The organism is Curtobacterium sp. SP.BCo (genome assembly GCF_051903265.1).
Taxonomy (GTDB): Bacteria; Actinomycetota; Actinomycetes; order Actinomycetales; family Microbacteriaceae; genus Curtobacterium.
Map to the genome: position 1 here is coordinate 2,483,686 of NZ_CP194337.1, position 22,759 is coordinate 2,506,444.

Consider the following 22,759-nt stretch of genomic DNA (forward strand, 5'->3'; position numbering starts at 1 on the left):
ACGTCGATGGTTCCACGCAGTCCTGGGTGTCCACGGCGATCTCGGACCTTTCGGAGCCGGCGCCTGCCTAGACTTGACTGCTGCTGAACCCTCGAATCCTACAGGTTCACTGCACGGAACAACAGGAAGGCACCACCCTCGTGACTCGCGTCGGATCCCCCGTCGACCAGGACGTCCGTTCCCCGCGGTGGTGGTCACTGCCCCGCGTCGTCGACCAACGGGTCGTCGTGCTCGCCTGGGCGTCCTTCGTCGTCGAGGTCGTGCTGATCGGCACCGGTGGCCTCGTGCGGCTCACGGCGTCCGGTCTCGGCTGCCCGACCTGGCCGAAGTGCACCGCGGATTCGGTGGTCTCCACGCCCGAGATGGGGATCCACGGCGTGATCGAGTTCGGCAACCGGCTCCTCACGTTCGTCCTCGTCATCGTCGCGATCGCGATGTTCCTGCTCGTCGTCCGGATGCGGCGCACCCGCCCCGAGCTGTTCTGGCTCGCGTTCGCCCAGGGCGCAGCGATCCCGGTGCAGGCCGTGATCGGCGGCATCAGCGTCAAGACGAACCTGAACCCGTTCGTCGTCGGGCTGCACTTCGTCGTCTCGGCCGCGCTCACCGCGGTGACCGCAGCCCTCGTGTACCGGGCGATGCGCGGCCCGCGCACCGCGGACAGGACGGTTCCGCGCTGGTACCGCGGCGTCGTCGGCGGCACCGTGGCCGCGGTCGTCGTGACCGTCCTGGTCGGCATCCTCACCACGGGCAGCGGCCCGCACGCCGGAGCCGACGAGGCAGTGGACGGCGGACGCCTGCACCGCACCGGGTTCGACCCCGCCGTGATGGAGCACCTGCACGCGGTCCCCGCATACGTCCTGTTCGCGCTCACGCTCGTCCTCGTCGTCGGCGCGGTCCGGCTCCGGCTGTCGAGCAAATGGGCTCTGCTGCTCCTGGTCGTCGAGTTCGTCCAGATCGCCGTCGGCCTCACTCAGGCGCGCACGGGGCTCCCGGTGGGCCTGGTGGGCACGCACATGGTGCTCGCGGGGCTGCTCGTCGGCGCGACGACCGTGGTGGCGCTGTCCACCCGCGGCTCGGCCGGACGCCACGCCGTCCGGGAGCGCCTCACGGCCTGACGGCCCGCCAGCACCACATCCGCGACGTCCCACCTGTCGATCGACAGGTAGGACGTCGTCATCCGCGCGCAGCGCGATCAGCACGGCCCGACCAGCGCGGCGCGACCAGCACGGCGCGACCAGCGACGGTCCTGGAGGCACGGTGCGGCCCCGCCACGCGCCTCCAGGCCCACGCTCGGTCACGTCGACCGCCGCGCGCGTCACGCGGCACACCCGCGGAGCGGCGACTCGCAACGACACCGCCGACGTCGTACGACGTCGCGACTGTCGCAACCCCGCGTCCGCAACACCCCGCGCCCGCAACGAACGACATCGCCGCTGTCGGACGACAGCGACGATGTCGCAACGGGTCGGCGGCAGTGCCGCCGCCGAACCCTAGAAGGTGAAGACCTGCGGCAGCAGCGGGTCGATGCCCACGGCGATGAACAGCAGCGTCAGGTAGGTGATCGAGCTGTGGAAGACGCGCATCGGCTGCACGTGCTCCACGTGCTGGATCGCCCGCGAGTACAGCCGGTGCGACTCGACGACGAACCAGATGCCGCCCGCGAGTGCGACGACCGTGTACAGCGGCCCCATGTGCGCGACCGGGATGAGCAGCAGCGAGCAGACGAGCGTCGCCCAGGCGTACAGGACGACCTGCAGGCCCACGACCGTGCGCCCCCGGACCACGGCGAGCATCGGCACGTCGGCGGCGTCGTAGTCGTCGCGGTACTTCATCGAGAGCGGCCAGTAGTGCGGCGGCGTCCAGAGGAAGATCACCATGAACAGGATGACCGGTGCCCAGGTCAGCGACCCGGTCACGCCCGCCCAACCGATCAGCACGGGCATGCAGCCGGCCGAGCCGCCCCAGACGATGTTCTGCGGGGTGCGGCGCTTGAGCCACAGCGTGTAGACGAAGACGTAGATGAGGATCGCGATGACGCTCAGGGCCGCCGCGAGCCAGTTCACGAGGAAGAACAGGACCGCGGTCGAGGCGATGCCGAGCACCCACGAGAACACCAGGGCCTCACGGTCGGACAGCTCGCCGGTGACGAGCGGCCGGGTGCTCGTGCGCTTCATCAGCCGGTCGATGTCCCGGTCGATGTAGCAGTTGAAGGCCGAGGCGGACCCGGCGGACATCGCACCGCCGAGCATCGTCCAGAACACGAGCCAGAGGTCCGGCACCCCGCGCTCGGCGAGGAACATCGTCGGCGCCGTCGTGACGAGCAGCAGCTCCATGACCCGCGGCTTCGTCAGCGAGACGTACGCACGCACCTTGCGGGACAGCGTCGAGCGGGGTCGATCGGTGTCGGGCCGGGTCACGGTGGCAGTCGGCAAGGGAACCTCAGTCTGTTCGCGTCAGCTCGCACGCTCGGTGGACGGCTCCGTCGTCGTCGGGGCGTGCGTCGACCCGGAATGACCACGGGTCTCCGACAGTTTACGTGATCGAGGCGCCGCGACGATGCCCCGCCCCGCCATCCGGACCGAAGTCCCCCACTGACACGCCCGGCCGACGGCGGGTCCTCCTGACGACGGGTGAACAACCGACGTCACCTGAACCCCTTCTGAGTGCATGGTCACTATGCTGGAGTCGCCCTCCCGCAGTGCGAGCCCCGATGACGTCGGCCGCGACGAGCCGGTCGGCCGCCGCGTGACGGCGACTCGACGAAGGCCCCGGGATGGCGATCATGTCCGTGCGATGGCACGAGCCCTCGCACATGTCGCATCAAGAAGGGTCAACATCCAAGTGGCTGAATTCACCTGGGACGCCATCGACAGGAAGGCCGTCGACACGGCCCGCGTACTCGCCGCCGATTCGGTCGAGGCAGCCGGCAACGGTCACCCCGGCACCGCGATGAGCCTCGCGCCGCTCGCCCACCTGCTCTTCCAGAAGGTGATGCGTCGCGACCCCAGCGACTCCACCTGGATCGGCCGCGACCGCTTCATCCTCTCCGCCGGTCACGCCTCGATCCTCCAGTACGTGCAGTTCTACCTGCACGGCTACGGCCTCGACCTCGAGGACCTCCAGCACCTGCGCAAGTGGGGCTCGAAGACCCCGGGTCACCCGGAGTACGGCCACACCGACGGCGTCGAGATCACCACCGGCCCGCTCGGCCAGGGCCTCGCCTCCGCCGTGGGCTTCGGCTACGCGCAGCGCTTCGAGCGTGGTCTCTTCGACGCCGAGGCAGCCGAGGGCCAGTCGCCCTTCGACCACTTCACCTACGTGATCGCCGGCGACGGCGACATGCAGGAGGGCGTGACGAACGAGGCCGCGAGCCTCGCCGGCCGCCAGCAGCTCGACAACCTGGTGGTCTTCTACGACTCCAACCAGATCTCGATCGAGGACGACACCGACATCTCCTTCTCGGAGAGCGTCCCGGACCGCTACGCCGCCCTCGGCTGGCACGTGCAGGTCGTCGACTGGAAGAAGACCGGCGAGTACTCCGAGGACGTCGAGGCGCTCCACGCCGCGATCGAGACGGCCAAGGCCACGACCGGCAAGCCGTCCCTCATCGTCCTCAAGACGATCATCGGTTGGCCGTCGCCCACCAAGCAGAACACCGGCAAGATCCACGGCTCCGCGCTCGGCACGGACGAGATCGTCGGCCTGAAGGAGGTCCTTGGCTTCGACCCGTCGCAGACCTTCCACGTCGACCCCGAGGTGCTCGAGTACACCCGCGGCGCCATCGCCAAGGGCCAGGCCGAGCACGCCGAGTGGCAGAAGGCCTTCGACGCGTGGGCCGAGTCCCACCCGGAGAAGAAGCAGCTCCTCGACCGCATCAACGCCGGCGAGCTCCCCGAGGGCCTCGAGGAAGCACTGCCGGTCTTCCCGACCGACAAGGCCGTCTCGACCCGCGCCGCCTCCGGCAAGGTCATCAACGCCATCGCGCCGCTCATGCCCGAGTTCTGGGGTGGTTCGGCCGACCTGGCCGAGTCGAACCTCACCACGATCGAGGGCGCGAATTCCTTCGGTCCGCTCGACGCCGCCACCAAGGCCTGGAGCACCGACCCGTACGGCCGCGTGCTGCACTTCGGCATCCGCGAGCACGCGATGGGCTCGATCCTGTCCGGCATCGTCCTGCACGGGAACACCCGCCCCTTCGGCGGCACCTTCCTGATCTTCAGCGACTACATGCGCCCGGCGGTCCGTCTCGCCGCGCTCATGCAGGCGCCGGCGATCTACGTCTGGACGCACGACTCCATCGCCCTCGGCGAGGACGGCCCGACGCACCAGCCGATCGAGCAGCTCAGCGCCCTCCGCGCCATCCCGGGCCTGGACGTCGTCCGTCCCGCGGACGCCACCGAGGTCGCGTACGCCTGGCTCGAGATGCTCAAGCACAACGACCGCCCGGCCGGCATCGCGCTGAGCCGTCAGAACCTCCCCGTGTTCGAGCGCGGCGAGGGCGACGCATCCGGTGAGGTCTTCGCCTCGGCGAAGAACGTCGCCAAGGGCGCGTACATCCTGGCCGAGGCGCCGAACGGCACCCCGGACGTGATCCTCATCGCGACCGGCTCCGAGGTCCAGATCGCCGTCGAGGCGCGCGAGCAGCTCAAGGGCGAGGGCATCAACGCCCGCGTCGTGAGCGCACCGTCGCTCGAGTGGTTCCGCGCGCAGAGCGAGAACTACCAGGACCAGGTCCTGCCGAAGGACGTCACCGCCCGTGTGTCGGTCGAGGCCGGCATCGCCATGAGCTGGCGCGACATCGTCGGCGACAAGGGCCGCAGCGTCTCGATCGAGCACTTCGGTGCCTCGGCCGACTACCAGACGCTCTTCACGGAGTTCGGCTTCACGACGGAGCACGTCGTGGCCGCCGCGAAGGAATCCATCGCGGCTTCCTGACCCGCAACGGGCCGGGTCCGGTTCACCGGATCCGGCCCTTCTTCCGGGAGGCGCGGCTCGGCCCCGCCACGCGCCTCCCGGGCCCCCAGACCCCGACACCACGGCCCACGTCGCCTCCGCGACCACGGCCGGTCGATGAAAGAAGAAGAGAAACACATGGCTGAGAACACCCCCACCGCCGCCCTCTCCGCGGTCGGCGTGAGCATCTGGCTCGACGACCTGTCGCGCGAGCTCCTCGAGACCGGCAAGCTCGAGTCCCTGATCGCCGAGAAGAACGTCGTCGGCGTCACCACGAACCCGACGATCTTCGCCTCGGCCCTCGCCAAGGGCGAGCGCTACGACGCGCAGGTCAAGGAGCTGGCCGCCGCCGGCACCGAGCTGACCGACGCGATCTTCGAGATCACCACGCAGGACGTCGCGAACGCGTCCGACATCTTCAAGCCGATCTACGACTCGACCAAGGGCTTCGACGGCCGCGTGTCGATCGAGGTCGAGCCGGGCCTCGCGCACGACACCCAGAAGACCATCGAGCAGGCGAAGTTCCTGTTCGACAAGGTCGGCCGCGAGAACGTCCTGATCAAGATCCCGGCGACCGTCGAGGGCCTCGAGGCCATCACCGAGGTCATCGCCGCCGGCATCTCGGTCAACGTCACCCTGATCTTCTCCCTCGAGCGCTACCGCGCCGTCATCGACGCCTACCTCGGTGGCCTCGAGAAGGCCAAGGCCGCCGGCCACGATCTCTCGAAGATCCACTCGGTCGCGTCGTTCTTCGTCTCGCGCGTCGACTCCGAGATCGACAAGCGCCTCGACGCCGTCGGCACCGACGAGGCGAAGGCCCTCAAGTCGAAGGCCGGCATCGCCAACGCCCAGCTCGCCTACCAGGTCTGGACCGAGGCGTTCGCCTCCGAGCGTGCCCTGGGCCTGCTCGAGGCCGGCGCGAACACCCAGCGCCCGCTGTGGGCCTCGACCGGTGTCAAGGACCCGTCGCTGCCGGACACGCTCTACGTGACCGAGCTCGCCGCCCCGAGCACCGTCAACACCATGCCGGGCAAGACGCTCGACGCCACGTTCGACCACGGTGAGATCCACGGCGACGCCATCGCCGGCACGTTCGACGCCGCTCAGGACGTCCTCGACCAGATCGCCGCGCAGGGCATCAGCTACGACGACGTCGTGGCTCTGCTCGAGCGTGAGGGCGTCGACAAGTTCATCGTCTCCTGGGGCGAGCTCGTCGACACCGTCAAGAGCGCACTCGAGGGCGCCAAGTAGTGACGGTCTCCATCGCCGCCAGCGGTGACGCGGCGCGGGCCGTCGACCAGACGGTCCCGCGCCTCGTCACCGACCTGGTGGCGTCGGGCATCACCGCCCAGGACCCGGAGCTCTGGGGTCCGGACGCCGAGGCCGAGGCGTCGAAGCGGCTCGGCTGGGTGGAGGCCGTCTCGGTCTCCCGCCCGCTCGTCGCGGAGATCACCGCCCTGCGGGAGTCGCTCGCCGCCGACGGGGTCGACCACGTCGTCCTCGCCGGCATGGGCGGCTCGTCGCTCGCGCCGGAGGTCATCACGCGCACGGCCGGTGTCCCGCTCACCGTCCTCGACTCGACCGACCCCGCGCAGGTCCGCGCAGCGGTCGGTCACGACCTCGAGCGCACGGTGCTCGTCGTGTCCTCGAAGTCGGGTTCGACCCTCGAGACCGACTCGCAGCGCCGTGTCTACGAGCAGGCCTTCCGCGACGCCGGCATCGACCCGGCCGGTCGCATCGTCGTCGTCACCGACCCGGGCTCCCCGCTCGAGGCGGCGGCGACCGACGCCGGGTACCGCGTCTTCACCGCCGACCCGAACGTCGGCGGTCGCTACTCGGCCCTGACCGCGTTCGGCCTCGTGCCGTCCGGCCTGGCCGGCGCGGACATCGCGGAGCTCCTCGACGAGGCCGACGCCATCTCCGCGCTGCTCTCGGTCGACATCGACGAGAACCCGGGCCTCGTGCTCGGCGCCGTCCTCGGCGGCACCGAGCCGCTGCGCGACAAGATCGCCATCGTCCCGGACGGCACCCACATCGTCGGGTTCGGCGACTGGGTCGAACAGCTGATCGCCGAGTCCACCGGCAAGAGCGGCCGCGGGCTGCTCCCGGTCGTGCTCGGCGTCGACTCCCCCGAGGTCACCGCGGGCCTGCCCGACGTGCAGGTCATCCGGCTCGTCGGCTCGCGCGACGACGAACGCCACGTCGCCGAGGGCGAGGTCGAGATCACCGGCACCCTCGGCGGGCAGCTCCTCGTCTGGGAGTACGCCGTCGCCGTCGCCGGGCGTCTGCTCGGCATCGACCCGTTCGACCAGCCCGACGTCGAGGCCGCCAAGGTCGCGACGCGCGCCCTCCTGGACGACCGACCGGAACCGGCCGCTCCCGCCTTCACCGAGGGCGGCACCGCCGTCCGCGCGACGCCTGGACTGGCGGTCGGAACGACCCTGGCGGACGCCGTCACGGGCCTCCTGGCCGAGGTCGACGCGACCGGCTACCTGGCCGTGCAGGCGTACGTGGACCGCACCGCTTCCCACGGCATCGAGTCGCTGCGCGACGCCCTGGCGGCGCGCACCGGTCGTCCCGTCACCTTCGGGTACGGGCCGCGGTTCCTGCACTCGACCGGCCAGTACCACAAGGGTGGTCCGGCGAACGGCGTCTTCCTGCAGATCGTGGCCGACGAACCCGACGACCTGGCGATCCCCGGCCGTCCGTTCACGTTCGGCCAGCTCATCCAGGCCCAGGCCGCCGGCGACGCGAGTGTCCTCGCGCAGCACGGCCGCCCGGTCCTGACCCTCACGACGTCGGACGTCGCCGCTGCCACCGCAGCCCTGGCCTCCGCCGTCACTCTCTGACTCTCGAAGGAGTTCACCGACTCATGTCACCGGTGGCAATCACCCCGGAGCACAACCCGCTCCGGCTGCCGACGGATCGTCGACTGAACCGGATCGCGGGACCCAGCACCCTCATCATCTTCGGCGTGACGGGCGACCTGTCCCGCAAGAAGCTGATGCCCGCGGTCTACGACCTGGCGAACCGGGGGCTCCTGCCCCCGGGGTTCGCCCTCGTCGGGTTCGCTCGACGTGACTGGGAGGACCAAGACTTCTCCCAGCTCGTCCACGACGCCGTCAAGGAGCACTCGCGCACCCCGTTCGACGAGGACGTCTGGCGTCAGCTCGAACAGGGCATCCGGTTCGTCCAGGGGTCGTTCGACGACCCGGAGGCGTTCCGCGAGCTCAAGCGCACCGTCGACACCCTCGACGCGGAGCGCGGGACGCTCGGCAACCACGCGTTCTACCTCTCCATCCCGCCGAAGATGTTCCCGGTCGTCACCGAGCAGCTGAAGCTGTCCGGGCTGACCGAGAAGCGCGAGGACTCGTGGAGCCGCGTCGTGGTCGAGAAGCCATTCGGCTCCGACCTCCGCACGGCCCGCGAGCTGAACGCGATCGTCGAGAGCGTGTTCGCGCCCGACGACGTGTTCCGCATCGACCACTACCTCGGCAAGGAGACCGTCCAGAACCTGCTGACGCTCCGCTTCGCGAATCAGATGTACGAACCCATCTGGAACTCGAACTACGTCGACCACGTGCAGATCACGATGGCCGAGGACATCGGCGTCGCCGGACGTGCCGCGTACTACGACGGCATCGGTGCGGCGCGCGACGTCATCCAGAACCACCTGCTACAGCTCCTCGCCCTGACGGCGATGGAGGAGCCCGTCTCGTTCAAGGCCGCGGACCTCCGTGCCGAGAAGGAGAAGGTCCTCTCCGCCGTGCGCCTCCCCGAGGACCTGTCGACCGCCACCGCCCGCGGGCAGTACGCCGGCGGTTGGCAGGGCGGCGAGAAGGTGCTCGGCTTCCTCGAGGAGGCCGGGATGAACCCGGAGTCCGGCACCGAGACGTACGCGGCGATCAAGCTCGACATCGCCACGCGTCGCTGGCAGGGCGTCCCGTTCTACCTGCGTGCGGGCAAGCGTCTCGGCCGCCGCGTCACCGAGATCGCGATCGTGTTCAAGCGCGTCCCCGAGGACGTCTACGGCAACACGCAGTCGCCCCTCGGGCAGAACGCACTCGTGATCCGTGTGCAGCCGGACGAGGGCGTCACGCTCCGGTTCGGCTCGAAGGTCCCCGGCGTCGGCACGCAGGTGCGCGACGTGACGATGGACTTCGGTTACGGCCACGCGTTCACCGAGGCCTCGCCGGAAGCGTACGAGCGACTCATCCTCGACGTGCTCCTCGGCGACCCGCCGCTGTTCCCCCGTCACCAAGAGGTGGAACTGTCGTGGAAGATCCTCGACCCGATCGAGGAGTTCTGGGCCACGCAGGGCCAGCCCGAGCAGTACCGTCCCGGCACGTGGGGTCCGGCCTCGGCCGACGACCTGCTCGCCCGCGACGGCCGGACCTGGAGGCGTCCATGAAGATCGACCTGCCGAACACCACGGTCTCGAAGATCCAGAAGAAGCTCGTCCACATCCGCGAGGAGGGCGGCGCCGTCGCCCTCGGTCGCGTCCTCACCCTCATCATCTCGACGGCCCTGGGCCACGAGGAAGAGGCGATCGAGGCCGCGAACGAGGCGTCGCGCGAGCACCCCATGCGCGTGATCATCGTGTCGAAGAACGACGGCGACACGAAGTCCCCGGGCCGCCTCGACGCGCAGATCCGCGTCGGCAGCGACGCGGGCGCGAGCGAGGTCATCGTCCTGCGCGCCTACGGCGAGACCGCGACCGACGAGGAGAGCCTGGTCACGGGCCTCCTGCTGCCGGACGCCCCCGTCGTGGCGTGGTGGCCGCAGACCGCTCCCGAGCGCCCGTCCGCCTCGGCACTGGGTCGCATCGCCCAGCGCCGGATCACGGACGCCGCCGCGCAGAAGGACCCGAACGGCGCGATCGAGGCCCTCGGTGCCTCGTACGTACCGGGCGACACCGACTTCGCGTGGACCCGGCTGACCCTCTGGCGCAACCAGCTCGCCGCGGCCCTCGACCAGCCGCCGTACGAGCCGGTCACCGCCGTCGAGGTCTCCGGGGCGTCCGACAGCCCGTCGACGATCCTCCTCGCCGCGTGGCTGCAGCTGCGGCTCGAGGTCCCGGTGTCCGTCGTCACGTCGCCCCGCGCGACCGGGTCGAGCGGCATCCACGGCGTCAAGCTCGTGCGCGAGTCCGGCACCATCGACCTCGAGCGTTCCCTGGTGGACGTCGCGACGCTCTCGATGCCCGGGCAGCCCACGCACGACCTGTCGCTGCCGCGCCGCAACCTGCGCGACTGCCTGGCCGAGGAACTCCGTAGACTCGACCCGGACGTCCTCTTCGGAGACGTCGTCAAGCACGGGGTCCCCCAGCTGCGCGAGACCATCGCCGGCTGAGCACACCCCACACGACCGGGCCCCCGGCACTCGCCTGGGGCCCGGTCGGACCGACGACGGTCGTCGCTCGGACCGACCGCCACGAACACGGGAGTCACGTGACCAACGAACGGCGGGTGCTGGTGCACCCGGACAAGCAGGCCCTCGGCGCTTCCGTCGCCGCACGCTTCATCACGAAGATCATCGACGTGCTCGACGAGCAGGAGCGCGCGGACATCGCCATCAGCGGTGGCTCGGTGTCCTCCCTCGTCCTCGCCGCCATCGGCCAGTCGCCGGCGCGCGAGAGCGTCGACTGGTCGAAGGTGCACGTGTGGTGGGTCGACGAGCGCTGGGTGCCGGCGGGCGACGCTGATCGCAACATCACCGGCACGCAGACCGACTTCTTCGACCACGTCGACATCCCGGAGTCGAACATCCACCCGATCGCGGCCTCGGACTCCGGGCTCTCGATCGACGAGGCCGCGACCCGCTACGAGCAGGAGCTCCTCGCCGCAGCTCCGGACGACGCGATCGCGCCCCGGTTCGACATCACGCTCCTCGGGGTCGGCCCCGACGGGCACACCGCGTCGCTCTTCCCGGAGTTCCCGCAGCTGTCCGTGACCGACCGTGTGGTGCTCTCGGTGGACGACTCCCCCAAGCCGCCGCCGCAGCGCCTGACCCTGACGTACCCGGCGATCAACGCCTCGCAGCGTGTCTGGGTGATCCTGTCCGGCGCCGAGAAGGCCTCCGTGCTCGGGCTCGCGCTCGCGGGTGCCGCGGTGGACGAGGTCCCCGTCGGCGGTGTGCAGGGTCGCAAGCGCACCGTGTTCTTCGTGGACCAGGACGCCGCTCGCGACGTCCCCGAGAACCTCATCGCGTCGACCTACTAGACGCGACCCCCTGACGGACGGGAGGCGCGGTGCCAGCTGGCACCGCGCCTCCCGTCCGTCTGTGCGTGCGGTCGCGCGCCCGCCTGCCCGGGCCCCGTCGAGGTCGAGGTCGAGGTCGCAGAACGTGTCGCCGCGGGAGCCTCGAGGCGACAGTTCCTGCGACCTCGGCGATTCGCACGCGGGATGTCGCGCGACCAGCTCGCCGGCCGCCCGTACGCGGGTACAAGGCCGGAACGACGAAGGCCCCCGCACCGGATCGGTGCGGGGGCCTTCGGACGCTCGGAGCGTCAGTCCTTCTTCGCGGTGCCGCGACGCTCGCGCAGCTGCTGGAGCGCGTCCTCGAGGAGCTGTGCTGCCTCTTCCTCGGTGCGGCGCTCCTTCACGTACGCGAGGTGCGTCTTGTAGGGCTCCGTCTTGGAGACCACGGGCGGGTTCTCCTTGTCACGGCCGGCCGGGAGCCCGGTCGACGGCGAGTCCACCGTCTCGGGGATCTCGTCCTCGGGGAGCCCGGCGGCGAAGTACCGCACGACCTCGTTGCCGAGGGCGTCCCAGTAGGAGATCGCCACGCGCTCCGCCTGGACCCCGCGGTCCTGCTCCCCCATCGGGCCCGCGCCGACGCGAGACCCTCGGATTGCACTGCCTCCGCTTGCCATGGATCAGCTCCCCGCCGTGAACTTGTTGATGAGACCGAGCACGATGATCGACACGATCCAGACCAGACCGAGGATCACCGTGATGCGGTTGAGGTTGCGCTCGGCGACGCCGGACGCCCCGAGGTTGCTCGTCACGCCGCCGCCGAACATGTCGGAGAGGCCACCACCGCGGCCCTTGTGCAGCAGGATGAGGAGCGTGAGCAGGAGGCTCGTGATAGCGAGCAGGACCTGCAGCACGACGGAGAGAATCGCCACGACGTACCTTTCGTGTCAGTCAGCCATGCGAGTATACCGGCCCGGTGGACCGGACCGGGCCCGCAGGCCGGGCGTGGCTCAGGCCGGCCGTGCGGACACGGCCGGCCTGAGCACGGTTGTCAGAGTCCGACGTGCTGCCGGAAGCGCGCGATCGCCGCGAACTCCTGCACGTCGAGCGAGGCGCCACCGACGAGCGCGCCGTCGATGTCGGGCTCGCGGAGGAAGCCGGCGATGTTGCCCGACTTCACCGAGCCGCCGTAGAGCACACGGGTCTCGGCAGCGGCTTCGTCGCCCCAGGCCGCGGCGATCCCACGACGCAGTGCGGCGCAGTCCTCCTGGGCCTGTTCGGCGGTCGCTGCCTGGCCGGAGCCGATCGCCCATACCGGCTCGTACGCCACGACGATCTCGGACGGCTGCACTGCGTCGAGGACGACCTGCAGCTGCTCGACGGGCACGACGCCCGCGCCGCGCTCCGTGCGCTGCTCGCCGGTCTCGCCGACGCAGACCACCGGCACGAGTCCGTGCTTGACGGCCGCGGCGGTCTTCGCGGCGACGACCTCGTCGGTCTCACCGTGCAGCGTGCGCCGCTCGGAGTGTCCGACGATGACGTACTGCGCGTCGAGCGCTGACAGGAACGCCCCGGAGACGTCCCCGGTGAACGCACCCGAGTCGTGCTGCGACAGGTCCTGCGCGCCGAAGCGGATCGGCAGCTTGTCCGCCGAGATGAGCGTCTGCACGCTCCGGAGGTCGGTGAAGGGCGGGAACACCGCGACCTCGACGTCGTCGAAGTCGTGGCGAGCGTCCTTCAGCGTCCACGCGAGCTTCTGCACGGTGGCGATGGCCTGGAGGTGGTCCAGGTTCATCTTCCAGTTGCCGGCGATGAACGGGGTGCGATTCATGCTGCGTCCTTCCCGGAGTTGCCGGCGATGAACGGTGTCCGGGTCATCGAGACCACCCCAGTGCTTCGAGACCGGGGAGCGACTTGCCCTCGAGGAACTCGAGGCTCGCACCGCCACCGGTCGAGATGTGGCCGAACTGGTCGTCCGAGAACCCGAGGGACCGGACGGCGGCAGCGGAGTCACCGCCACCGACGACGCCGAGGCCGTCGACCTCGGTGAGCGCCTGCGCGACGGTCTTCGTGCCGGCCGCGAACGCGGGGAACTCGAACACGCCCATCGGGCCGTTCCAGAACACCGTCTTCGACCCGGCAACAGCGGACGCGAACCGCGCCGCCGTCTCCGGACCGATGTCGAGGCCGATGCCGTCCGCACCGAACGAGGACGACTCGATCGCGTCGGCCGCGACCGTCTCGTGGTCGGCGTCGGCCGCGAAGCCCGAGGCCACGACGACGTCGGTCGGCAGGTCGATGGTCACGCCGAGCTCGTCGGCCTTGGCCAGGTAGGCGCGGACCACGTCGAGCTGGTCGGCCTCGAGCAGCGACTTCGCGACCCCGTGGCCCTGGGCCGCGAGGAAGGTGAAGAGCATGCCGCCGCCGATGCACAGCGTGTCCACCTGCGGCAGCAGGTGGTCGATGACGCCGAGCTTGTCGCTGACCTTCGACCCGCCGAGGACGACCGTGTACGGCCGCTCCGGGGACGAGGTCAGCCGCTCGAGCACGCCGAGCTCGGTCTCGATGAGCGAACCCGCCGCGCTGGGCAGCGCGGACGCGAGCTCGTAGACCGAGGCCTGCTTGCGGTGCACAACGCCGAAGCCGTCGGAGACGAACGCGTCTCCGAGGGCGGCGATGCGGTCCGCGAACGCCTGGCGTTCGGCGGCGTCCTTCGCGGTCTCCTCCGGGTTGAACCGGAGGTTCTCGAGCAGCAGGACGTCACCGTCCTCGAGGGCCTCGGCAGCGGCGGTGGCCTCGTCGCCGACGGTCTCGCCGACGAAGGTCACCTCCTTCCCGAGCAGCTCGGACAGCCGCTGGCCGACCGGCGCGAGCGAGAACTCCGGCTTCGGTTCGCCGTCGGGGCGTCCGAGGTGGGAGATCACGATGACGCGCGCGCCGGCGGTGATCAGGGTGTTCAGGGTGTCGAGCGACGCCCGGACGCGGCCGTCGTCCGTGATCGTGCCGTCCTTGAGCGGGACGTTCAGGTCACAACGGACGACGACACGCTTGCCGGCGAGGTCGCCGAGGTCGCCGAGGGTGCGGAGCGCCATCTGCTTAGAGCCGCTCGCCCACGTACTCGGTGAGGTCGACGAGACGGTTCGAGTAGCCCCACTCGTTGTCGTACCACGAGGTGATCTTCACGAGGCCGCCGATGACCTTGGTCAGGCCGGAGTCGTAGATCGAGGAGTGCGGGTCCGTGGTGATGTCGGTCGACACCAGCGGGTCCTCGCTGTAGAGCAGGATGCCCTTGAGCGGGCCCTCAGCGGCCTCCTTGTAGGCGGCGTTGATCTCGTCGACCGTGACCTCGGCCTTGGTCTCGAGCGTGAGGTCCGTGATCGAACCGGTGGGGACCGGGACGCGGAGCGCGAACCCGTCCAGCTTGCCGGCGAGCTCGGGCATGACCTGGCCGATGGCCTTGGCGGCACCGGTCGAGGTCGGCACGATGTTCAGCGCGGCCGCACGGGCACGACGCGGGTCCTTGTGCGGGCCGTCCTGGAGGTTCTGGTCGGCGGTGTAGGCGTGCACCGTCGTCATCAGGCCACGCTCGATGCCGAACTTGTCGTTGAACACCTTGGCGAGCGGCGCGAGGCTGTTCGTGGTGCAGGACGCGTTCGAGATGATGTTGTGGTTCGCCGGGTCGTACTGGTCCTCGTTCACGCCGAGCACGATGGTGACGTCGTCACCGGTGGCCGGAGCGGAGATGATGACCTTCTTGGCGCCCGCGTCGATGTGCTTCTGCGCGTCGGCGGCCTTGGTGAAGAAGCCGGTCGACTCGATGACGATGTCGACGCCCAGCTCGCCCCAGGGCAGGTTCGCGGGGTCACGCTCCGCCAGGACCTTGATCGCCTTGCCGTCGACGACGATGTTGTCGCCGTCGAGCTCGACGGACTTGCCGAGACGGCCCGTGATGGAGTCGAACTTCAGCAGGTTGGCCAGCGCGGCGTTGTCGGTGAGGTCGTTCACCGCCACGATCTCGAGGTCGGAGCCCTTGGCGAGGGCGGCCCGGAAGAAGTTACGGCCGATGCGGCCGAAGCCGTTGATACCGATCTTGACGGTCAATGGATCTCCTGGTGGGTGTGGAGCGCCCAGGGGGCGCTGCTTTTCGGAGTCGCAGGGCCCTTCGGGCCCGCGTGTGGTGGACGATACGCCCCGTAACGTCGCCGTAACGACCCTAGCAGTCGGACACTGCGCGCCCGCGCCCGATGACGGTCCGTCCGGACGGTCGCGATCGGTGCGGTGCACGTGCCCCGGAACGGACTGGAGGCGCGGTGCCAGCTGGCACCGCGCCTCCGGTCCGGTCGTCGGGACGTCCGTGATCAGGCGCCCTCGAGCTCCTCGGGCACGCTGGCCTCGGTCCCCGGGATGCCGAGGTCCGACGCCTTCTTGTCGGCCATCGCGAGCAGCCGGCGGATGCGTCCGGCGATGGCGTCCTTCGTCATCGGCGGGTCGGCGTGCTGACCGAGCTCGTCGAGCGAGGCGTCACGGTGCTGCAGCCGGAGCGAGCCGGCGTACTTCAGGTGGTCCGGGACCTCGTCGGCGAGGATCTCGAGCGCACGCTCGACGCGGGCGCACGCGGCGACCGCGGCCTGCGCGGAGCGGCGGAGGTTGGCGTCGTCGAAGTTCACCAGGCGGTTGGCGGTCGCGCGGACCTCGCGGCGCTGGCGCATCTCCTCCCACTCGGCGGTGGTGCGCGCGGCACCCATCACCGTGAGCATCTGCCCGATGGCCTCACCGTCGCGGATCACGACGCGGTGCACGCCGCGGACCTCGCGGCCCTTGGCGGCGATGCCGAGCCGCGACGCGGCGCCGACGAGCGCCATCGCGGCCTCGTTGCCGGGGCAGGTGACCTCGAGCGCCGCGGCCCGCCCCGGGTCGGTCAGCGTGCCGGAGGCGAGGAACGCACCGCGCCAGATCGCGGCGAGGTCCTCGCGGTTGCCGGTGGTGAGCCGGTTGGGCAGTCCGCGGACCGGACGACGACGGGCGTCCATCAGGCCGGTCTGGCGGGCGAGGGTCTCCCCCGCCTCGAGCACGCGCACGAGGTACCGGGTGCCACGGCGGGCGGACGCGGACGACCCCACCGACGCCTCGCTCCGCACGCCGTACAGCTCGGCGAGGTCCTTCCGCACGCGGTGGACGATGATCCGGGTGTCGAGTTCGACCTCGACCGCGATCCTGCCCGAGATGACGTGCAGGCCACCCGCGAACCGCAGGATCGTCGCGAGTTCGGCGGCGCGGACCGTGTTGCGGTTCACGACGACCCGGGCCAGTTCGTCCTTGACCTCGGCAGTCAACGGCACAGCATCATTCCTAACGTTTCTTCTGGTGGGGTCCGCGTGCCCGGCGCACGTCGTGTGGAGCGGCCGGAGGGACGGTCACTCCCGGCCGAGATCTCGGTTCTTCACACGCACGGCGACGTTGGGCATCCCGCGGAGGAGGTTCGCCAGCTCGGCGACGATGGCGACCGAGCGGTGCTTGCCGCCGGTACAGCCGATGGCGATCGTAGCGTGTCTTTTGTTCTCGCGCTGGTACCCCTCGAACACCGGCTCGAGGACGTCGGCGTAGCGATCGACGAAGGAGCGGGCTCCGGGCTGCGCGAGGACGTAGTCGGAGACCGGCGCATCGAGGCCCGTGTGTGCCCGGAGTTCCGGGACCCAGTACGGGTTCGGCAGGAACCGGACGTCGGCCACCATGTCGGCGTCGGCCGGCAGTCCGTACTTGAACCCGAAGCTCATCAGCGTCACCTGGACACCCACGAAGTGGTCGTCGGCGAACCGCTCGGTGACGGTGTTCGCGAGTTGGTGGATGTTCAGGTCGGACGTGTCGATGACGACGTCGGAGGCCTCGCGCAGGGCCGCCAGCCGGCTCCGCTCCCGCGCGATGCCGTCGAGGAGCGTGTCCTCGCCCTGCAGCGGGTGCGGTCGACGGACCTGCTCGAAGCGGCGGACGAGCACGGCGTCGGTCGCCTCGAGGAACAGCACCCGGACCCGCGCGGACGCGGACTTCCGGACCTGCTCGACGGCTTGCTCGGGCTCGGTGAAGAAGCGTCCACCGCGGACGTCCACGACGGTCGCGATCTTCGGGATCTTCTCCCCCGCGCGGTCCGCGAGCTCGGTGAGCGGCGCGAGCATCTGCGTCGGCAGGTTGTCCACGACGTACCAGCCGAGGTCCTCCAACGCCTTGCCGACCGTGGAGCGCCCGGCCCCGGACATGCCGGTGACGATGAGGATGTCGTGCTGCTGCGGCGATCGTGTCGCCGCCTGGGCGCTGTCGGTCATCTGGGAGTGGGCTCCGTCGTGGCGGCCCGGGCGCGTCGCCCGGGGAGGTCTCGGCAGGACAAGGGTATCCCCCGGGACGGGCCAGGAGGCACGGCAGACGTCACGAGGGCAGGTGCGGGCCGTCGGAGGTGATGTCGGGGACCCGCACCGAGCCTCCGGGCTCCGTCCCGTCCTGCGGGTCGCTGGTCGCGTCCGCTGCGCTGGCGGGGTCCGGATCCGGCGCGCCCGCGGGGGTCGGCGCGCTCGGCGTGCTGGTGGGGGTCGGCGTGCTGGTGGGGTTCGACGTGTTCGGCGCGCTCGTGGGGGTCGGCGCGCTCGGCGCGCTCGTGGGGGTCTGCGCGAGCTTCGCGACGACCGCTGCCGCGGTCGCCGGCCCGACGCCCGGCACCTCACCGATCTCCTCCGCGGTGGCCTCACGCAGCCGCGCGACCGAACCGAAGTGCTTCAGCAGCGCGTTCACCCGGCTCGGTCCGAGGCCGGGAATCTCCGACAGCCGGGAGCGCACATCGCGCTTCCGACGCGTCCGTTGGTGGGTGATCGCGAACCGGTGCGCTTCGTCGCGGATGCGCTGGATCAGGAACAGGGCCTCGGAGTTGCGCGGCATGATGACCGGGAAGTCGTCGTCCGGCAGCCAGAGCTCCTCGAGCCGCTTCGCGATCCCGACCAGGGCGATGTCGTGCACACCGGCCTCGTCCATCGCCCGCTTCGCCGCCTGCACCTGGGGCTGTCCACCGTCGACGATGAGCAGTTGCGGTCGGTACGCGAAGCGCTTCGTCGGCTTCGAGCCCTCGATGACCTCGTCGCTCGTGACGTCGGGGACGTCCGGCACGCTGGCGTCCTCGTCGAGGCGCGCCAACCGTCGCGAGAGCACCTGGTACATGCTGTCGGTGTCGTCGGTCGTCTCGGCGATCGTGTACCGGCGGTACTGGTCCTTGCGGGGCAGCCCGTCCTCGAACACGACCATCGAGGCGACGACGTTCGTGCCCTGCAGGTGCGAGATGTCGTAGCACTCCATGCGCAGCGGCGCCTCGGTCATGCCGAGGGCGTCCTGGATGTCGGCCAGGGCCGCGGACCGGGTCGTGTAGTCCGCGGAACGTTTCGTCTTGTAGAGCATGAGCGCCTGCGCCGCGTTCTGCGCCGCAGTCCGCGCGAGCCCGGCGCGGTCCCCGCGCTGCGCGGTGCTGAGCTTCGTGCCACGCCCACCGCGCCGCTCGCTGAGCCACTGCTGCAGCGCCTCGGCGTCCTCGGGGAGCTCCGGGACCACGACCTCGCGCGGGGGTTCCTCGGCCGCGTACTGTCCCTGCACGATCTGCTCGACGAGGTCGCCGGTCGAGATGTCGAGCTCCTTGTCGACCACCCAGCCGCGGACACCGCGGATGCGCCCGCCACGCACCGAGAAGAGCTGCACGGCCGCCGCGAGCTCGTCCTCGCTCACGCCGAACAGGTCCAGGTCGACCGAGTCGCGGAGCACCACGGCGGACTTCTCGAGGACGGCCTCGAGCGCCTCGACCTGGTCGCGGTACTTCGCGGCCTGCTCGTACTGCATCGCGTCGGCCGACGCACCCATCCGCTGTCGCAGCTCGGTGATCACGCGACGGTCGTAGCTGCCCATGAAGCGGACGAACTCGTCGACGAGCGCACGGTGCTCGGCGATCGTGACCTTCTGCGAACAGGGGCCACCGCACTTGCCGATCTGGCCCGGGAAGCACGGCCGACCGGTCTGCATCGCCTTCTTGTAGGACGAGTCCGAGCAGGTGCGGATCGGGAACACCTTGATCATCAGGTCGATGGTGTCGTGCACCGCCCAGATCTTCGGGTACGGGCCGAAGTACTTCGCACCCTTGATCTTCCGGTTCCGCGTCACCATCACCCGGGGCGCTTCGTCCCCGAGGGTGATCGCCATGTACGGGTACGACTTGTCGTCGCGGAACTTGACGTTGAACGGCGGATCGAACTCCTTGATCCACGTGTACTCGAGCTGCAGCGCCTCGATCTCGGAACCGACGGTCGTCCACTCGACGCTGCGCGCCGTCAGGACCATCCGCCGCGTCCGCTCGTGCAGGGTCGGCAGCGGCGCGAAGTAGTTGCTCAGCCGGGCGCGGAGGTTCTTCGCCTTGCCGACGTAGAGCACCCGACCGGCCTCGTCGCGCCAGCGGTAGACGCCCGGGTCGGTCGGGATCTCACCGGCCTTCGGGCGCCACGGGACGGTGTCCGCCACCTACCGAGCACCCGCCTTCTGCTTGCTCGCCTTCGGCGCCTTCTGCGTGGCGCTCCGTGCACCGACCGCCTGCTGCTTGCCGACACGGGCGTCCTGCGCGTCGAAGATCTCCTTGAGGAAGACACCGGTGTGGCTCTCCGGCACGGTCGCCACGTGCTCCGGCGTCCCCGTCGCGAGGACCGTGCCACCGCCCGAACCGCCCTCGGGACCCATGTCGATGAGCCAGTCGGCGGACTTGATGACGTCGAGGTTGTGCTCGATCGTGATGACGGTGTTGCCCTTGTCGACGAGGCTCTGCAGCACCAGGAGGAGCTTCCGGACGTCCTCGAAGTGCAGACCCGTCGTCGGCTCGTCGAGCACGTACACGGTACGGCCGTTCGACCGACGCTGGAGCTCGGTCGCGAGCTTCACGCGCTGCGCCTCGCCGCCGGAGAGGGTCGTCGCGCTCTGCCCCAGGCGGACGTAGCCGAGGCCCACGTCGACGAGGGTCGCCATGTAGCGGTGGATCGCGGAGATCGGCTCGAAGAACTCGGCCGCCTCGCTGATCGGCATGTCGAGGACCTCGGAGATGTCCTTGCCCTTGTAGTGCACCTGCAGCGTCTCGCGGTTGTACCGCGCACCGCCGCAGACCTCGCACGCGACGTAGACGTCGGGCAAGAAGTTCATCTCGATCTTGATCGTGCCGTCGCCCGAGCAGTTCTCGCAGCGCCCGCCCTTGACGTTGAAGCTGAAGCGTCCGGGCTGGTAACCGCGGGCCTTCGCCTCGGGGGTCTCGGCGAACAGCTGACGGATCCGGTCGAAGACACCGGTGTACGTCGCCGGGTTCGACCGCGGGGTGCGGCCGATCGGCGCCTGGTCGACGTGCACGACCTTGTCGAGCTGGTCGAGGCCCTTCACCCGGGTGTGCTTGCCCGCGATGTGGCGGGCACCGTTGAGCTGGTTGGCGAGCACCTTGTACAGGATGTCGTTGACGAGCGTCGACTTGCCCGAGCCGCTCACCCCGGTCACCGCGGTGAAGACGCCGAGCGGGAAGTCCGCGTCGATCGACTTGAGGTTGTTCGCTCGCGCGCCCTGCACGCTGATCGTGCGCTTGAGGTTGACCTTCCGACGCTGGGCGGGGACCTCGATCGCGCGTCGGCCGGCGAGGTAGTCCCCCGTGATCGACTCGCGGTTCTCGATGATCCCCTCGTACGAACCCGAGTGCACGACGTTGCCGCCGTTCACACCCGCGCCCGGGCCGATGTCGACGACCCAGTCCGCCGTGCGGATGGTGTCCTCGTCGTGCTCGACGACGATCAGGGTGTTGCCGAGGTCCTTGAGCTTGACCAGGGTGTCGATCAGCCGTCGGTTGTCGCGCTGGTGCAGCCCGATGCTCGGCTCGTCGAGGACGTAGAGCACCCCGGTCAGGCCGGAACCGATCTGGGTGGCGAGACGGATGCGCTGCGCCTCGCCGCCGGACAGGCCGCCGGCACCGCGGGCGAGGGTGAGGTAGTTGAGACCGACCTCGAGCAGGAACTCCAGCCGTGCCCGGATCTCGCGCAGGACCGCCGCGGCGATGTGGGCTTCCCGGTCGGTGAGGGTCAGGCTGTCCATGAACGCGTACGCGTTGTCGAGGGACATCTCGGTGACGTCCGCGATGCTCCGGCCGTCGACCGAGACGGCGAGGACCTCGGGCTTGAGGCGGGTGCCCTCGCACACGGGGCAGGGCACCTCACGCAGGTACCCCTGGAAGCGCTGGCGCTGCGAGTCCGACTCGGCCTCGGCGAACTTGCGCTCGATGTAGGGCATGACGCCCTCGAACCCGCTCGTGTACCGCATCTCGCGGCCGAACCGGTTGCGCCAGGACACCGACACCTGGAAGTCCTTGCCGGTCAGGATCGCCGCCTGCACCGACGGGTCGAGACGGCTCCACGGGGTGTCCAGGTCGAACCCGAGCTCCTTGCCGAGGCCCGCGAGGAGCTTCTCGAAGTACGAGTAGAGACCGCTCGTCCCCGTCCACGGCAGCAGGACGCCGTCACGGAGCGAGGCTTCGGGGTCGCCGAGCATAAGATCGGGGTCCACCGACATGCGGGTACCGAGACCCGAGCACTCCGGGCACGCACCGAACGGCGCGTTGAACGAGAACGTGCGCGGCTCGATCTCGGTGAGGGCCAAGGGGTGGTTGTTCGGGCACGAGAGGTTCTCGGAGTAGGTGCGCACCGCACCGGGGCCCTCGGCGTCGACCAGGTCGATCGCGACCGTGCCGTCGGTCAGGCGCAGAGCCGTCTCCAACGAGTCGGTGAGGCGGCCGAGGATGTCCTCGTTCGCCACGAGCCGGTCGACGATCACGGAGATGTCGTGCTTGACCTGCTTCTTGAGCTTCGGCGGGTCGCTGAGCTGGATGCGCTCCCCGTCGACGATCGCACGGGCGTACCCGGAGGCCGCGAGCTCCTGGAAGAGGTCGACGAACTCGCCCTTCTTCTTCGAGATCACCGGCGCGAGCACCTGGAAGCGGGTGCCGGACTCGAACTCCATGAGCTGGTCGGCGATCTGCTGGACGCTCTGCTTGCTGATCACCTCACCGCACACGGGGCAGTGCGGGATGCCGATGCGCGCCCAGAGCAGACGCATGTAGTCGTAGACCTCGGTGATCGTGCCCACCGTCGACCGCGGGTTCCGGTTCGTCGACTTCTGGTCGATCGACACCGCGGGCGACAGGCCCTCGATGAAGTCGACGTCAGGGCGGTCGACCTGCCCGAGGAACTGTCGCGCGTAGGCGGACAACGACTCGACGTAGCGGCGCTGCCCTTCGGCGAAGATCGTGTCGAACGCCAGCGAGGACTTGCCGGATCCGGACAGGCCGGTGAACACGACGAGCGAGTCTCGTGGGATCTCGAGGTCGACGTCGCGCAGGTTGTGCACGCGGGCACCGCGCACGCTGAGCGTGGAGGTGCTGTGCGGTGCCGTCCCGCCGGGGATGTGGAGGTCTGCGGGCTCGCCGAAGGCGTTCCGGCCCGACGTCGAGGTACCGCGGTCAGAAGTGATGGTCATCGTCGTCGATTCTACGAAGCGGTACCGACATTCGGCCGCGATGG

17 protein-coding genes are annotated in these 22,759 nt (G+C 70.0%); 7 read left to right on the forward strand and 10 right to left on the reverse strand.

Annotated elements, in window-relative coordinates; all coding sequences use genetic code 11:
• Window positions 1-140 precede the first annotated feature (140 nt).
• On the forward strand, window positions 141-1,115 hold the full coding sequence (locus ACRQ4B_RS11855) for a COX15/CtaA family protein (protein WP_439691636.1): 975 nt from the start codon (window positions 141-143) through the stop codon (window positions 1,113-1,115).
• Window positions 1,116-1,490: 375 nt separating this feature from the next.
• On the opposite strand, the gene ACRQ4B_RS11860 is transcribed toward ACRQ4B_RS11855, so the two are convergent.
• Window positions 1,491-2,417 (reverse strand): heme o synthase, encoded by a 927-nt coding sequence (locus ACRQ4B_RS11860; RefSeq protein WP_439691637.1) that lies wholly within the window; start codon window positions 2,415-2,417, stop codon window positions 1,491-1,493.
• A 424-nt stretch (window positions 2,418-2,841) separates the two neighbouring features.
• Between ACRQ4B_RS11860 and tkt the strand changes: the two genes are divergently transcribed.
• From tkt to pgl, 6 genes are all read left to right on the forward strand, one after another.
• Window positions 2,842-4,935, forward strand: coding sequence for a transketolase (gene tkt / locus ACRQ4B_RS11865; protein WP_439691638.1), 2,094 nt, complete (start codon window positions 2,842-2,844; stop codon window positions 4,933-4,935).
• A gap of 156 nt (window positions 4,936-5,091) precedes the next feature.
• Window positions 5,092-6,204 carry a transaldolase gene (gene tal, locus ACRQ4B_RS11870; protein ID WP_439691639.1) on the forward strand — a complete coding sequence of 371 codons (1,113 nt, stop codon included), beginning with the start codon at window positions 5,092-5,094 and terminating at the stop codon, window positions 6,202-6,204.
• Window positions 6,204-7,802 (forward strand): glucose-6-phosphate isomerase, encoded by a 1,599-nt coding sequence (locus ACRQ4B_RS11875; RefSeq protein WP_439691640.1) that lies wholly within the window; start codon window positions 6,204-6,206, stop codon window positions 7,800-7,802. The genes tal and ACRQ4B_RS11875 overlap by 1 nt, the downstream gene beginning before the upstream one ends.
• 23 nt (window positions 7,803-7,825) lie before the next feature.
• Complete coding sequence (gene zwf / locus ACRQ4B_RS11880; RefSeq protein WP_439691641.1) at window positions 7,826-9,364, forward strand: glucose-6-phosphate dehydrogenase; 1,539 nt, start codon at window positions 7,826-7,828, stop codon at window positions 9,362-9,364.
• Entirely contained in the window at window positions 9,361-10,305 is a 945-nt protein-coding gene (locus ACRQ4B_RS11885; protein WP_439691642.1) for a glucose-6-phosphate dehydrogenase assembly protein OpcA, read from the forward strand. The genes zwf and ACRQ4B_RS11885 overlap by 4 nt, the downstream gene beginning before the upstream one ends.
• 98 nt (window positions 10,306-10,403) lie before the next feature.
• Window positions 10,404-11,174 (forward strand): 6-phosphogluconolactonase, encoded by a 771-nt coding sequence (gene pgl / locus ACRQ4B_RS11890; protein WP_439691643.1) that lies wholly within the window; start codon window positions 10,404-10,406, stop codon window positions 11,172-11,174.
• Between the two features lie 287 nt (window positions 11,175-11,461).
• Here pgl and ACRQ4B_RS11895 read toward each other — a convergent pair whose 3' ends face one another.
• The 9 genes from ACRQ4B_RS11895 to uvrA form a co-directional block, all read right to left on the reverse strand.
• Window positions 11,462-11,827 carry an RNA polymerase-binding protein RbpA gene (locus ACRQ4B_RS11895; protein WP_439691644.1) on the reverse strand — a complete coding sequence of 122 codons (366 nt, stop codon included), beginning with the start codon at window positions 11,825-11,827 and terminating at the stop codon, window positions 11,462-11,464.
• 3 nt (window positions 11,828-11,830) lie between these two features.
• A complete protein-coding gene (gene secG, locus ACRQ4B_RS11900; RefSeq protein ID WP_058727797.1) occupies window positions 11,831-12,082 on the reverse strand; it encodes a preprotein translocase subunit SecG in 252 nt (83 codons plus the stop codon).
• Between the two features lie 119 nt (window positions 12,083-12,201).
• On the reverse strand, window positions 12,202-12,981 hold the full coding sequence (gene tpiA, locus ACRQ4B_RS11905) for a triose-phosphate isomerase (protein ID WP_439691645.1): 780 nt from the start codon (window positions 12,979-12,981) through the stop codon (window positions 12,202-12,204).
• Between the two features lie 43 nt (window positions 12,982-13,024).
• The gene (locus tag ACRQ4B_RS11910) at window positions 13,025-14,242 is read right to left on the reverse strand and encodes a phosphoglycerate kinase (RefSeq protein WP_439691646.1); all 1,218 of its coding nucleotides are present in this window, start codon (window positions 14,240-14,242) and stop codon (window positions 13,025-13,027) included.
• Window positions 14,243-14,246: 4 nt separating this feature from the next.
• A complete protein-coding gene (gap, locus tag ACRQ4B_RS11915) occupies window positions 14,247-15,251 on the reverse strand; it encodes a type I glyceraldehyde-3-phosphate dehydrogenase (RefSeq protein WP_439691647.1) in 1,005 nt (334 codons plus the stop codon).
• 257 nt (window positions 15,252-15,508) lie between these two features.
• Complete coding sequence (whiA, locus tag ACRQ4B_RS11920) at window positions 15,509-16,489, reverse strand: DNA-binding protein WhiA (RefSeq protein ID WP_439691648.1); 981 nt, start codon at window positions 16,487-16,489, stop codon at window positions 15,509-15,511.
• Between the two features lie 75 nt (window positions 16,490-16,564).
• The gene (rapZ, locus tag ACRQ4B_RS11925) at window positions 16,565-17,467 is read right to left on the reverse strand and encodes an RNase adapter RapZ (protein WP_439691649.1); all 903 of its coding nucleotides are present in this window, start codon (window positions 17,465-17,467) and stop codon (window positions 16,565-16,567) included.
• 100 nt (window positions 17,468-17,567) lie between these two features.
• Window positions 17,568-19,685, reverse strand: coding sequence for an excinuclease ABC subunit UvrC (gene uvrC, locus ACRQ4B_RS11930; protein ID WP_439691650.1), 2,118 nt, complete (start codon window positions 19,683-19,685; stop codon window positions 17,568-17,570).
• Window positions 19,686-22,715 carry an excinuclease ABC subunit UvrA gene (gene uvrA, locus ACRQ4B_RS11935; protein ID WP_439691651.1) on the reverse strand — a complete coding sequence of 1,010 codons (3,030 nt, stop codon included), beginning with the start codon at window positions 22,713-22,715 and terminating at the stop codon, window positions 19,686-19,688.
• Between the last annotated feature and the right edge of the window lie 44 nt (window positions 22,716-22,759).

Excerpts from the sequence above, each read along its gene's own strand:
- tal (WP_439691639.1), top strand. The coding sequence starts at position 5,092 with ATGGCTGAGAACACCCCCACCGCCGCCCTCTCCGCGGTCGGCGTGAGC.
- zwf (WP_439691641.1), top strand. The coding sequence starts at position 7,826 with ATGTCACCGGTGGCAATCACCCCGGAGCACAACCCGCTCCGGCTGCCG.
- ACRQ4B_RS11885 (WP_439691642.1), top strand. The coding sequence starts at position 9,361 with ATGAAGATCGACCTGCCGAACACCACGGTCTCGAAGATCCAGAAGAAG.
- ACRQ4B_RS11895 (WP_439691644.1), bottom strand. The coding sequence starts at position 11,827 with ATGGCAAGCGGAGGCAGTGCAATCCGAGGGTCTCGCGTCGGCGCGGGC.
- tpiA (WP_439691645.1), bottom strand. The coding sequence starts at position 12,981 with ATGAATCGCACCCCGTTCATCGCCGGCAACTGGAAGATGAACCTGGAC.
- ACRQ4B_RS11910 (WP_439691646.1), bottom strand. The coding sequence starts at position 14,242 with ATGGCGCTCCGCACCCTCGGCGACCTCGGCGACCTCGCCGGCAAGCGT.
- rapZ (WP_439691649.1), bottom strand. The coding sequence starts at position 17,467 with ATGACCGACAGCGCCCAGGCGGCGACACGATCGCCGCAGCAGCACGAC.
- uvrA (WP_439691651.1), bottom strand. The coding sequence starts at position 22,715 with ATGACCATCACTTCTGACCGCGGTACCTCGACGTCGGGCCGGAACGCC.